The following is a 13,001-nucleotide window of genomic DNA, read 5'->3' on the forward strand; positions in this document are numbered from 1 at the left end:
ACCAGCAATGGGCGCAGTTTAGTGCTTATGCCAACGAGTCTCATGAGGTAGACATCTTGGAATTCGTCAATAAAAAATTGGTGAGGGAGGAAAAATATTCTGGGGTTCGGTTTCGGTCGCTTTCAGCGCCTGAAATTGACGAGCGCATCCGTCCAATAAACGGTCGTTTATGGCACACCTATTCCAGATGATCTTTTGGGCTTGGGATTTACCGCTTTCCTGTCACTTTTCCCGTACCGAAATCAGTGTGAGAAAAACGTATGGGAAAGCGGATTGGGTACGCCCGAGTGTCGACTGATGATCAGAATCTCGACCTGCAGCGTGATGCACTTGCCCTGACTGGATGCAACGCAGTTTACGAGGAGACCATGAGTGGTAAGTCAGCAGATAGGCCGGAGTTGGGGCACTGTCTCAAGGCTCTGCGCAGTGGCGACACTCTGGTCGTATGGCGACTGGATCGCCTTGGCCGCTCCTTGCCTGACTTGGTTGGGATCGTCAGTCGGCTGGAGCAGGAAGGGGTGGGGTTCGAGTCGATCAACGAGCGAATCGAAACCACCAGCGCCGCCGGCAAGCTGATCTTTCATGTGTTCGCAGCCCTGGCCGAGTTCGAGCGCAACCTGATTCGAGAGCGTACCCGCGCAGGGCTGGCGGCGGCTCGCGCTCGAGGACGTAAAGGTGGTCGTAAACCTGCGCTGGAAGAGGCTCAAGTCCGCGAAATAAAGGCTTTGCTCAAAGATCCACAGATTCAGGTTGGCACCGTAGCCAAGCGATACGGGGTATCGAGAACAACGCTGTATCGATACGTCGGTAAGACCGGGCCGAGATAACTTGCACCTGGCAGCACACGAAACTGCGACCAGGGGATTATGAGCGTCCTAGAAGCGCTGTAAGCCAGTGAGCAGATACAGTGAGCTAAACGTAGCGTCGTATATGGCTTTTGGGGTGGTTGAGCAAAAACTGTACAACCTGAGCACTCTACCGTCAGTGTCCCGTGTTGTTGCCGGGAAACGGTCTTAGGTAGCTTCGGGTTTAAAAGCTTCGCCAGGCAGCTATTGAGCATCAGGGGCACGAAGGTTGACAGATACCATAATTTGCACAAAAATGCCGGTTGACAGTATCTATGTTTTGCACGCTTTTATGGAGAGGCCCATGCCCCCGATCCAACACCCGAGTGAGCTGGAACCGAAGCTGAAGCCGGAACACGTCGAGCTGATCTGCAATAACGCTCTGGATGCGGCTTACCGTGCGTTGGAAGTCACCTCTACTGATGACGATACCAACTGGACTATGGGAACACTTCCGTATGGCCGCGTCCACGGCCGGTTCAAACGCCTGCACGGCGATCCGGCCCTTCCGTGGCTGCTGCTCACTAACCGCACCATGGACTTCACTCTGAGTGTGAATGGCGTGCTGATGCAGGTGGTAATGGACGATCCCGAGGTCAGAAAGAAAGGGTATCGACTGCAATCCAACCGAGTTGAGCTTTACCAGGCTAGCCTGCTGGGGCCTGCGATCGACAAGAACATTACCTGGCGTTTGTATGTCGATACTGACGGCAACTTTGACGGGCCGACGCTGACTGCTTCGATTCTGGGCTTCGATACCAACCGGAACCTCGTATGTAAGTGGGTGCATGACTACGTGCCTCTGTTTGCTCCTCGTACCACCGAGCTTCCACAAGAGGTGGCAATCGATGATCCATTAGTCGCTCGTCGGGACAAAGATGCAGACCAGAACGCAACACGAGATGCTGATCCAGTAAATGAATGACAGAACAGGCTTTCTGCCTCTTGGCGACGAGTTTTCGCCCGACAAGCTCCGTCTCGCTAGATGCGCGGCGGGGCGTTCGCTCGCCGATATCGGAGAGCTCTTGGGCGTTACCCGGCAATACGCGCACAAGCTGGAAGTCAATGCGATTCCTTCGGGCACCCAACTCGCCCAGCTATCTGAAGCCTTGGGCGTGCGCGAGAGTTTTTTCTTCACGCCACGACGCGGTTCGGTGGAGTTGGAGCAATGCCATTTTCGAAGCGTCCGATCCTCCTCGCAGACTCTCAAAAAGACCATTGCGGCTCAGGTCGAGATGTTTGAGCTGCTGATTGACGAGTTGGATAAGGAAGTTGCCTTTCCTGCAGTGAGTTTCAGCATGCTTGAGGAGCCGGTATCCGGTATCAACAAGATCGAGCAAGTTGCTGAAAAATTTCGCCGTGAGCAAGGCCTGGGGATTGGCCCCCTGTCTAGTGTGACCAAGCTGGCCGAAAAAGTTGGTGTGCTGGTGGTGAATCTGGCCGAAGCCGATGACAAGGTCGATGCGTTCTCGCTGTCCAACAAACGACCGTTGATCGTGAGGAACACCGCAAAGGTGAATCCATGCCGGCAACGTTTCGACCTTGCTCATGAAATGGGCCATTTGGTGATGCACCAAGGCATTGAGACCGGTTGCCGCCTTACTGAGGATCAGGCTAACCAGTTTGCCAGCGCTTTGTTGATGCCCCGGGCAAGTTTCGCATCAGAGTTTCCCCCTATGCGAGGCAAGTACCTGAACTGGCCGGCACTCAAGGAAATGAAGCTTCGTTGGAAGGTAAGCTTCAAGGCGCTCATTTTCAGGGCTCACACCCTTGATCTGCTTACTGCCGAGCAAGCTAAATCGGGCTTCACGTACCTCAATCGAAAGGGTTTCACGAAGCACGAGGAGTTTGACGAGTTGATCCCTATGGAGTCGCCTATGCTGGTACAGAGGGCGATCAATCTCCTGGATTACAGTACCTGGAAGCGGGTGTTGACAGCTGCCGGGCTTACGGCAGAGATGGTGACCAGGCAGTACATGCTGGATGTACCGTCATCTCCTTTGCGACTGGTCGAGGCTAACGTAGGTTAAGTCGCGCTGAAGCTGTCCACTGCAACCCGCATGCCGGCACTCACATGGATGCCGCGTATGCCAGTCGCGGGGAAGACCTTATGGGGGAGGCGCATATGGCACTGTGGGTGCGTGGGCATTCACATACAGCCGTCGACTAAGAAGTGGCGGGCACGCGTATGGTCTGCAACCCTCGGGGATATCCGGGCGAAGAGACTGGCTTCCGCCCGGATTTGATCATCACTATTTAGCCGTTGCGCATACCCAGCGCCTCAGCTGACCAGGCGAGCCGTTTGTGGGTCATACGCTACACCGGTAATAGACCCATCCCGAATGCGCTCAACCGCTTCATCAATCACATGCAGCGGCACTAGGAACCATTCCCTTGGCTTAACCGGATTGCCGAAGCGGTCTTCGATGGTTAAGTCCAGCTGCGCTGCGCCAAACAGGCGGTGGAAGATGTTTTCCAGCCGGGTACGGTTCAGGTTGTGAAGCTTGTAAGTCGCGACCACTTCCACATCGGCCAGCAGGTAGGTGGCATCCTTCGCGGCCGCCGCGATACGGGTTTCCACTCGGCCGCCGGTTACGCCGATCTTGTGGATCAGCTCGCGGTGCTCGGCTACGAATGGGTGGCTGGACTGGCTGCGCAGCACATAGATAGTGCCAGTCTCGATGTCGTCCGGCTCGGTTATGTCGCTGAATAGCGGGCCGGAATCTACCTTGATGAGCCGAGACCCGGCACGGCCGTCACTGTCTTTGTAGAGCGCCCGCTGCAAGGACCGTAATAGCAGATCGCTTTCCGTCTCATTGGAGTAGATGACGCGCAAGCGCCCATTTGTCTCCGCATTCGGCGTCCTGTAGGTGTCGCCCACTTCGGCAACATAGGCGATCAGTCCGCTCAAAATGAAGAAGTCCCCTGCTTCGATGCTGGCGTTCTTGCCAAAGGGCTTGGTTACCCACGATTTTTGTTTGAGGCCCGCTTCCACCTCATCAAACAGTGGCTTAAACCTCTCGAAGTCTTTACACGGGTTCCGGGCGGCAATTTCTTCTGCCGCCTTTATTGCCGCACTGGATCGCACATGCCGCAGCACGGTGATGTCGTCCTGATCGACGGACTCACTGCCGATGCCGAGCTCAGCGAGTAATGCGTCCTCATCCAGGTCGTCCACATTTACTGCGGCGGCCGCAGTACCTGACAGTAGGCCGTGACTATCAAAGCCTGCCAGTAGGGTTTGTGCCTCCGGCAGCTTGCGCAGCTGATCCAGGCGCACGGCATACAAACGCTCGAAGATGTCGCAATCCTCGCCATGCAGTGGGGCGCGGCCGTGGGTTTGATAGAAACGCTGAATGTCCTCGAAGCCAGCGATGATGCGTTCTTCGCGAGGGGTTCGGGTTGTTATCTTGAGTGAAGGGACTTCTATCCCCAGCGCATTCAGCAGCTCGTCATCGTTCATTTCAGCCATTGGCAGAGCCCTCCTGTGCCTTCGCTTGGGCACGATAGCGTGCGAAAGCTACCATGCCCTCGGCGATAGTCTTTTCCCAGGCGTCGGCGGAGTTGATGTCAGGCAGGCGGCCACGCTCGTTCTTGAACTGCAGGGCACGTTTTGCCAGGTCTCGTGCTTCGTCTTCGGGAATGCTCACCTTTTTGGCCGCAATGCTGGCCTGAACCTGACGCAGGGACTTTTCGTCCATCGCCTTCGCCAGTACCGCATAGGCGGCGTCGAAGGGGTTGATGCGGTCGATTAGATCAATGTCCAGCTCGCGTACGTTAATGAACTTGCGCACGCCATCCAGCAGAGCAGTGCTGCCTTGTAAGGTGTCACTCCCGTTGGCGTCGGCCTGAGCCAACATCAACTTGGCCTGCTGGGTAATGTTCATTGCGGCGATAGCGTGTTGGCGGATGGCTTCCTGGTCGACGTCGCTCAAATCGGGGTAACGCTCGCGCACGATTTTCCCCATGCGCAGTTGGGTCAGCTCTTCCGGCAAGGTATTTTCCTTGTCGAATAGGCCGCGTTCCAGCACGGTTTTGTCCTGCAGGAAGCTAGTCACTACTTCGTTCAAATCTTCTTTGCAGATGCGCGTGGCTTCAGTGCTTTGCGGCGTGGTCAGGCCATTGATCTCAACATGGAACTGGCCTGTGGTTTCATTCACGCCCAGGTTGGTGCCGCCCGGTTGATAGCCTTCACCATCGTTGTAAACAAAGCCCTCTTTCTCCCCGTGGTTCCTCGGGGTGAATTCATAGCGCGGAGCAAGCACCTGTTCCATCAGCAGGCTGGCGGAAATGGCTTTGAGCATATCGTTCACCGCCTCGGCAACGGCAGCTTGATCGGCCATAGGCTCGGCGATCAGGTTGGTGAAACGCGAGCGCTCCTTACCCTCGGCATCCCGCGTGGCACGGCCAATGATTTGTACGATTTCGGTCAGGCTCGAACGGTAGCCGATGGTCAGCGCATGCTCGCACCAGATCCAGTCAAAGCCTTCCTTCGCCATGCCCAGCGCGATGATTACATCCACGTTGTCGCGGTTGTTCTTCTGTGCCGGATCTTTCAGTGCGCCGAGCACTTTGGAGCGTCTGGCCGCGTCGCTGTCATCTACCAGGTCGGCCACTTTCAGCGTGCGGCCGTCCTTGGCTTTGATCAGGTGGAAGCCGGTCGCCGGGTCGACACCCTGCCAATCGCCCAGCGAACTCATGATCTCGTTGACCTCGCGTTCCTTGTCTTTGAGGCTCTCGCGGGCATTTACGTTTGGAATGTGGACGATGGTTTTCAGCGCCGGGTCCAGCACCTTGGCGACCGCATCCACGTACCTCCCAGTGTAGAAGAAGTAGCCAATATCCAGCGACTTGAGCCAGCGATAGCCGTTTAGCTGCTCGTAGTAGGTGTACGTCACCGTCTCAAACTTGTTCTCTTCCGACGGGGCCAGCACGGCCGCGCTGTCGCCACGGAAGTAGGAGCCGGTCATGGCAACGAGGTGTACCTTGTCGCGGTTGATGAACGCGCTCAGTTGGCTGCCCAGTTTGTTGTCTGGGTTGGCAGAAACGTGGTGGAACTCATCGATGGCAATTAGGCGGTTGTCGAACGCGTCGATGCCCAACTCTTCCACGGCAAAGCGGAAGGTGGCGTGGGTGCAGACCAGCACCTTGTCGCTGCTGTCTAGGAAGGCGCGCACGGCGTCCACCTTGGACTTGGCCACACGCGGCTCATCGATGCCTGGGGCATTGCACAGGTTCCACTGCGGAGCCACCACCCAGTCCCAGTAGAAACCATGCTGGCTCAGCGGCTCATCGGCAAAGCTGCCGCCAATGGAGCGCTCGGGCACTATGACGATGGCCTGTTGCAGGTTCTGGTTATGCAGCTTATCCAAGGCGATAAACATCAGTGCGCGAGACTTGCCCGATGCGGGGGGCGATTTGATCAGCAGGTACTGTTCGCCGCGCTTGGTATAGGCGCGCTCTTGCATGGTGCGCATGCCCAGCTCATTTGCCTTGCTGGATGCCCCAGTGTGCGCTGTAGCAATGGATACCGACGGCACCGTGTAGCTGTTGGTCGGGTTGGTGGTGTTCGTCACTGTGATTCGTCCTCCATGAGGGTGCCGTCGCCCGCCAGTTCACGTTCGATCTGTTCAATGCTGGGCAAGCTGGTTTGCAATTCTGCAGGCAGAGATTCGAGCAATTTGTACTCGGCAATGCCCATGGGCTGGGTCTTATCGCCCAGCGCATATTCCGCCACGATCTTGTTTTTGCTCTTGCAGAGCAAAAGGCCGATGGTGGGGTTGTCGTGTTCATCTTTGACCTGGCGATCCACCGCAGTCATATAAAATCCAAGCTGGCCCAGGTGCTCGGGCTTGAACTTGCCGGCTTTGAGCTCGATCACCACATAGCAGCGCAGCTTGAGGTGGTAGAACAGCAAGTCAATGAAGAATTCGTCGCCGCCTACATCCAGCACTACCTGCCGCCCGACAAACGCAAAGCCTGCGCCCAGCTCCAACAGAAACTCGGTGACGTGTTTGACCAGGGCGTGTTCGATTTCGCGTTCCTGCGCCTCATCGCGCAGGCCGAGGAAGTCAAACCGATACGGATCTTTCAACGACTCGCGGGCCAGGTCCGACTGCACCTTGGGCAAGCTGACGTCGAAGTTAGTGACCGCCGTGCCACTGCGCTCCAACAGGCGGGTTTCGATATGGATGTTCAGCACATTGCGTGACCAACCGTGCGCAATCGCGCTCTGGGCATAGGCCAGGCGCTGCTGTGAGTCTTTTAGCCGGGTCAGCAGTACCAGGTTGTGCCCCCAGGGCAATTGTCCAACAGCCTGTTGGACAATTGCGGCATCCGGCCAGGCCTCGGCAAAGGCGCGCATATACATCAGGTTGGCGCGGGAAAATCCCTTCATCTCAGGAAAGGCGGTGCGCAGGTCATGGGCCAGCCGCTCGATCACCTTGGCCCCCCAGCCCTGCTGTGCCTGCCGGGTCAAAATATCGTTGCCGATCTGCCAGTAGAGCAGCACCAGTTCGCGGTTTACCGCCAGCGTGGCGCGCTGCTGGGCGCTATGGATGCGGCCTTTGAGGTCTGCTAACCACTCGCCGTAGCCCTCGGGTGGTGTGGTCAGGCTAGCAGGGGTGTCGTTCATGCCATTTTCCCTCGTAGCTTCTTCGGCGTGGCCTTTGCTGTGTCTGCTGTCATCTTGGTGTAGAGATCAAACAGCTTCTCCAGTCGTTCGGTGTCGTTCTTGAAGCGACGACCGATATAGATACGCTCCAGCACTTCATCGTTGTGCTCGTGGGCACGGCGAAGGTTCTCAGGCATGGTGTCTGGGTCATACAGGTCGGCGATGGTGGCGGGGAAGTGTGCTTCGCGGGCCAGCAGAATATCTTCAGCGCAGCGGGTCAGGTCGACCTTGTTTTGCTCTGTGAGCCTCGGCACTGGGAAGGTGTTCCAGCCAAGTGTGTTGGAGTAGCGGAAGTCCGTTTTCATTTTTCCGCAGACGGTGCCAATCCAAACGAGGTGCAGGCGGGAGGCGATGAGGGCCATGTTCCAAAGTGGGGCGTCGTAGAGGGCAAGTGCAAGATTTGAGACGCGCACGTCACTCGTCAGCAAACCGCAAGGGAGATAAGCGCGGCGCTCCGACGAGACGCTTGGAATGATGATGGTGTGGTCGTTTCCGATGATAGTCCGTTCAAACTTGTAGGGTGTGTCGAGGCCGGCACGGCCACGTTCACTGCCATGCAGACGATATTCTCGTATGCGGTCAAGCCTCGCCTTGATGGGCGGAATTGAAAAGGCGATCTGCGCTTGTTCGTCAGTTATCCAGAGACAGTACCGTTCTAGGCCATTGATGAACTCTTTGGAGCCAAGGATCGGCTTTATTAGAGGCGCTGCCTCAGGATAAGAGTCCAGCAAATCCCTTGCCTCATCGGGCGTGAGCAACAGATTTCCCTGATCTCTCGGGATGTTCCCGCCAAACATGGTCGATACACCAGAGATGGGATCATTCGCCCGCTCGACGATGATATTTTTGCCGGGCGCGAGATATAAGTTGATGCTTTCAACTTCTTTTCGCTCTTCACCGTCGAAGATGTATTTCTGTTTGACGCCTAAATTGGCCACGCCAACAATTATGCAGGTGACTTGCGCGTTCCTAGCAGCGTTGTTACCCCAGAGAAAAGCTTTGTGGCCAAAGAAAATCTCTTGCCCCGCCATGACTATTCTCGGCCACACCAGCGGAACCTGAACACCTTGGCAGATAGAGTTCGTAGAAACGAAGGCGAATCGGCCTCCGCTGCGAATGTAGTCTGATGCTTTCCAAAGCCACCCAGTGATGTAATCGACAGCGCGCACGTCTTTTTTGGTAAGGCTTTTTATGTCGCTCTTCTGCTCTTTCGATTGATATTTGTCGCCAATATACGGCGGGTTACCGCAGATGTACGTCTCGCCTCCTTCGTTTTCGAAGGCGATTTCAGATTGGTCCAATGGCACGTCGAACAAATCGTTCGCTGCCAGCTTCACGCTAGTCCCCGTCGGCGGGCACACCGCCAACCAATCCAGCCGCAGCGCATTGCCGCAGACAATCCAATTCTGTGAGTCTAACGGTAGAAATTCAGCTAAAGCATCCTGCTGCCCGCGATACAACACATCGCACTGAAACTCAGCAATGATAAGGGCCAGTCGGGCAATTTCTGCCGGAAAGTCGCGTAGCTCGATGCCGCGGAAATTGGTCAGCGGTATTTCGGACTTATTGTGAGCTTCGCCCCGGCGACGATTGATCTCCGCCTCGATATCGCGCATCTGCTTGTAGGCAATGACCAGGAAATTGCCGGAACCGCATGCTGGGTCAAATACGCGGATGCGCGCCATACGCTTGCGCAGGTTAAGCAGCTTGGCCTTGTTGTCGCCCGCTGCCTCCAGCTGAGCACACAGATCATCCAGAAATAGTGGGTTTAATACTTTCAGGATGTTGGGCACGCTGGTGTAGTGCATGCCCAGTGCGCCGCGCTCTTCATCATCGGCCACGGCCTGAATCATGCTGCCGAAAATGTCTGGGTTGATTTTTTGCCAGTTCAGGTTGCCGGCGTGCAGCAGGTAAGTACGCGCCATGCGCGTAAAGCGCGGTACTTCAGTGCTTCCAGAGAACAAGCCGCCATTCACATACGGGAATTTGTTGGCCCAGCCAGGCAAGCGCGGTTCTGCACCGGCACGCTCGGCCAACTTGAGGTTCATAGCGCGGAAGATTTCCGACAGCACCTGGGCGGTGTTGGAGCCGTCGCGCTCGCTGTAGTGCTCAACCGTCGTGGTAAACAGTCCGTCGCCAGTGAAGATATCTGTGTCTTCAGCAAAAAAGCAGAACACTAACCGAGACATAAAATGGTTCATGTCATGGCGGCGTTCGGTCTTGGCCCAGTCCGGGTTCTCGTTCAGCAGTTCGACGTACAGCTTGTTCAGGCGGCTGGTGGCACGCACGTCGATGGGGTTGTCTTTGATCTCCTTGATGGTGGAGATGCCGGCCAGCGGCAGCAGGAAGCCGAAGTGGTTGGGAAAGTCAGGGTAGTCGCAGGTGATGGTTTCACCCGTGATCAGTTCTTCGGCCTCCAGCGTTTGCCCGTCGGTGGAGAGGATGAACTTGGCTTTAGCTTTTATGGTGGCCGGGCTGGCGCGCAAGGCCTTGAGCGTTTCGCCCACGGTGCCAGGCTCGCATGCGGCGATATGAATGTTGCTGCGCAGTAGTACGCCGCCAGGTACATCCGAGGCGTTGTTGTTGCCAGCGCGCAGGCGCTTGAGCGCGGTTTCCTTGTTGCCGAATGCGGCCAGGAAGGTGAACGGGAACTCCGCCGCGTCAAAGGGCTCTAGGGCCAGGTCCGAAATGGCGGACTCAATTTCTACTGCATTCATGGTTTACCACTGTCCAGATCGCTGATGCGCGAAGGCGGCGATTTTAGCCGCTAAAATTTTTGGGCGAGGGTCACATCCCGGCCGGCACATGCCGCTCTGTCGGCCTGGCGTCAGCATCGCAACTCAGCTCTGCTCAGTCGCCTCGGTTTATGCTGGATGCCACTGGATTCGACAGCCGAGCGCCCTGAGCCAGTGAATGGGGAATCAATCATTACACGATGCCGGGGATGATAAAGGAAGGCGCTTCTGCAATGCGAAAAAGCGGCAAATGGGCTGGTGGGTTTCGTCGAATCGAGCTTACGGTAGCTGCCCGTAACCCAAAATGGCTTCGGGGCTTTCACTCAGGAGGTTGCGTCGCCCCCAGAACTACTCTTTTTTATTTTATCTTTCTTTTTAGCGGCTCAGCCTGAGCTGTATTCCAACGCGACGGAGCTCTAGGTGAGCTCCATCCAGATGGTACACAGCTCAGGTTGATACGTGTCACTCTGAGCTGTGTATAAGATCACCACGGCGATTGAGGTTTCTACGCAGCGTTTCTCGAATGCCGGCTGGCAGTCGATCTAGGTCGGTGTGCAATGAGCCTAAATCGATCTGGGAATTACCACCTGCCAGATTGATTTGTATATTCAGACGCTCGATATTCAGTGTTCGCGTACTTGCGAGATCGCCAGCGATCATGGCTTTTTTAAGCTCAGTAACGGTCTGCTGGGCGCGGTCCGGCACGTAATCCCAGGTTACTACGGTATGTGGTAAGCCGGCCTCAGTGACCTGGACCTTTTCGCGTAGCATGTAGTGATTGGATCGGCCGAACTTTTTCTTTGCAATGAAACCTGCTTTTTCGAGAACCCCTAATGCCCGTTTGACCTGTGCCTGACTGACTCCAGACTGTTCGGAAATCCGTTGGATGCCCGGTTTCGATAATCCATGGTCGAAATTGGCGTGTGCCTTGATGACGGCATAAACCGTAAATGCATGGGGCCCGATTCGGGCGACATCACCCTGATCGATCATGGCCCTAAAGACATGAAACCACTGAGTCTGTGCGCGCAGTGGGGCGGAGGTGTTAGTCATTGTTATGCCTCCCACGTAACTGTACGCGCGGCCGGCTCAGGATCCAGGCAGATATCTCCGTGCTGAGCCAGCCAACCGATCTGCTGCTGCCTAGATCATATGGAGCAGGGAATTTTCCCGCTGCTATGTCGCGATAGATCGTGGATCTCTTTTTCCCGACAGCGAGTTCAACCTCGGGCAGGCGAAGGAAGCGCGGTTCCTCTGGGCTGGGTGCAATAGTTTGTGCTGACATTTAACTGGTGCTCAGGCGGTGGCGTTGCAGCGGTCCTCAAGTACTGCAATACGCATATGTGTTGGGAGTGGCGCTCGGATTTTCCTACTGCAAAGCAGGGATGTTTGTCGGGCCTCGTGTTACGGGCCTCCGAGGTTTATTGCCGGCTTCAGCTGTGCGCATGACAGCTGAAGCTGTGTCTTTGGCGTGGGGGAGAGGAAAGACCCTGCTGGTACGGAATAGGAGTCCATACGTTTCTTTAGCAGCCTTGTTGCAGGCGAGCAGGCGCAAAAGGCCTGCGAGATGCTGGCGATACCCCGATGAGGTACCCAGAAAGTCCATTTGCTAACAGCAGATGGACTTCGGATTCTTAACGCCGTAACTGGGGCAGCGTGACGATCCCATGGAGTCCTATGAACGTCCGAGGGATGCCTGATTTTTACCAAGCGGGAATCGGTATTGCAAGCCCAGGCAGTGAGCTCAGGCCTTGATCGCATCTAGGTAATCTGACCAGCGCTGCATCATGTCGCGTCGTTCTGGCAGAAATGACGTTCGGTCGTACGCCCGTCCCAACGGATTTTTTACCGTGTGAGCAAGCTGATGCTCCAGGAGATCGGGGCGAAATCCCAGCACCTCAGCACCTATGGTTCTCGCTGTTGCACGAAAGCCGTGCCCAGTCATTTCGTCGCCGCTGATGTCCATGCGGCGTAACGCGCTGAGAACGGCATTGTTGGACATCGGTCGGTCGCCTCCTCGGGCCGAGGGGAAGGTATACCGATGCCTGCCGGTGAGCGGTTTCAGTTCGCGTAGAACAGCGACTGCTTGTTGGCTGAGGGGAACCAGGTGATCTGGGCGATCCTGTTTGGTAGCAGTTAGCCCTTTCATCTTGTGACCAGGAATCAACCACTCGCCAGCATCCAGATTGACCTCCGACCATTCCATATGTCGAAGGTCTCCGGGCCGGCAGAACAGCAACGGGGCCAGTTTTAAGGCACAACAGACAGGCATTGTTCCGCTGTAGCTATCTAGTGCTTTAAGCAGTGCGCCGAGTTTTTCAGGATCGGTCACGGCAGCAAAATGTTTCACCCGCTTGGCTGGGAGCGTACGTGAGAGATTGCCAATCTGGTTGGGTGGGGTGATACCGGCAGCTTCGGCGAACTCGAAAATCTGTTTGTAGATTTGGGCTACACGACGTGCCGTCTCGCGAGCACCGCGCTTGATGATGCGCTGGAGGTTTTCGACCAGCATGGGCGTGCTGATGCTGCTGATCGGAAGTTTTCCCAACCAGGGGTAGGCATTGAGCTCAAGGCGCTGCCTTACTGTGCGGGTGTACTCCGGATCCCAGGAGGATTCGCGAACAGTGAGCCATTGCTTGGCGACCGATTCAAAGGTGTGCTGGTGATCGAGCTGGCTGACCACTTTGGCCATGCGCCGATGCTCGCCACGCCGCGTGCGGGGCTGTACCAGAGGTCCCCGAGCGCCAG

11 protein-coding genes are annotated in these 13,001 nt (G+C 56.2%); 4 read left to right on the forward strand and 7 right to left on the reverse strand.

What is annotated here, in order from left to right; genetic code table 11:
• The 4 genes from ACQKEK_RS23115 to ACQKEK_RS23130 form a co-directional block, all read left to right on the forward strand.
• On the forward strand, positions 1–191 hold a 191-nt coding region (locus ACQKEK_RS23115), incomplete at its 5' end, for a hypothetical protein (RefSeq protein WP_499167713.1).
• A gap of 69 nt (positions 192–260) precedes the next feature.
• On the forward strand, positions 261–827 hold the full coding sequence (locus ACQKEK_RS23120) for a recombinase family protein (protein ID WP_042926704.1): 567 nt from the start codon (positions 261–263) through the stop codon (positions 825–827).
• A 322-nt stretch (positions 828–1,149) separates the two neighbouring features.
• Positions 1,150–1,770 carry a hypothetical protein gene (locus ACQKEK_RS23125; protein WP_042926703.1) on the forward strand — a complete coding sequence of 207 codons (621 nt, stop codon included), beginning with the start codon at positions 1,150–1,152 and terminating at the stop codon, positions 1,768–1,770.
• On the forward strand, positions 1,763–2,875 hold the full coding sequence (locus ACQKEK_RS23130; RefSeq protein WP_042926702.1) for a helix-turn-helix domain-containing protein: 1,113 nt from the start codon (positions 1,763–1,765) through the stop codon (positions 2,873–2,875). Before ACQKEK_RS23125 ends, ACQKEK_RS23130 begins: the two co-directional genes overlap by 8 nt.
• 251 nt (positions 2,876–3,126) lie before the next feature.
• On the opposite strand, the gene ACQKEK_RS23135 is transcribed toward ACQKEK_RS23130, so the two are convergent.
• The 7 genes from ACQKEK_RS23135 to ACQKEK_RS23165 all read right to left on the reverse strand — a co-directional run bounded on the left by ACQKEK_RS23135 (position 3,127) and on the right by ACQKEK_RS23165 (position 12,945).
• The gene (locus ACQKEK_RS23135; RefSeq protein WP_042926699.1) at positions 3,127–4,317 is read right to left on the reverse strand and encodes a GIY-YIG nuclease family protein; all 1,191 of its coding nucleotides are present in this window, start codon (positions 4,315–4,317) and stop codon (positions 3,127–3,129) included.
• Positions 4,310–6,421, reverse strand: coding sequence for a DEAD/DEAH box helicase (locus tag ACQKEK_RS23140; protein ID WP_042926697.1), 2,112 nt, complete (start codon positions 6,419–6,421; stop codon positions 4,310–4,312). The genes ACQKEK_RS23135 and ACQKEK_RS23140 overlap by 8 nt, the downstream gene beginning before the upstream one ends.
• Positions 6,418–7,479 (reverse strand): PDDEXK nuclease domain-containing protein, encoded by a 1,062-nt coding sequence (locus tag ACQKEK_RS23145; RefSeq protein WP_042926695.1) that lies wholly within the window; start codon positions 7,477–7,479, stop codon positions 6,418–6,420. The genes ACQKEK_RS23140 and ACQKEK_RS23145 overlap by 4 nt, the downstream gene beginning before the upstream one ends.
• Positions 7,476–10,235 carry a class I SAM-dependent DNA methyltransferase gene (locus ACQKEK_RS23150; RefSeq protein ID WP_042926692.1) on the reverse strand — a complete coding sequence of 920 codons (2,760 nt, stop codon included), beginning with the start codon at positions 10,233–10,235 and terminating at the stop codon, positions 7,476–7,478. Before ACQKEK_RS23150 ends, ACQKEK_RS23145 begins: the two co-directional genes overlap by 4 nt.
• Before the next feature lie 480 nt (positions 10,236–10,715).
• On the reverse strand, positions 10,716–11,306 hold the full coding sequence (locus tag ACQKEK_RS23155) for a helix-turn-helix domain-containing protein (RefSeq protein WP_042926691.1): 591 nt from the start codon (positions 11,304–11,306) through the stop codon (positions 10,716–10,718).
• Positions 11,299–11,538 (reverse strand): helix-turn-helix transcriptional regulator, encoded by a 240-nt coding sequence (locus tag ACQKEK_RS23160; protein WP_081262886.1) that lies wholly within the window; start codon positions 11,536–11,538, stop codon positions 11,299–11,301. The genes ACQKEK_RS23155 and ACQKEK_RS23160 overlap by 8 nt, the downstream gene beginning before the upstream one ends.
• Positions 11,539–11,997: 459 nt before the next feature.
• Positions 11,998–12,945, reverse strand: coding sequence for a tyrosine-type recombinase/integrase (locus ACQKEK_RS23165; protein ID WP_342405516.1), 948 nt, complete (start codon positions 12,943–12,945; stop codon positions 11,998–12,000).
• Between the last annotated feature and the right edge of the window lie 56 nt (positions 12,946–13,001).

The organism is Pseudomonas sp. NPDC077408, from assembly GCF_050269105.1.
In the GTDB taxonomy this organism is placed as follows: domain Bacteria; phylum Pseudomonadota; class Gammaproteobacteria; order Pseudomonadales; family Pseudomonadaceae; genus Stutzerimonas.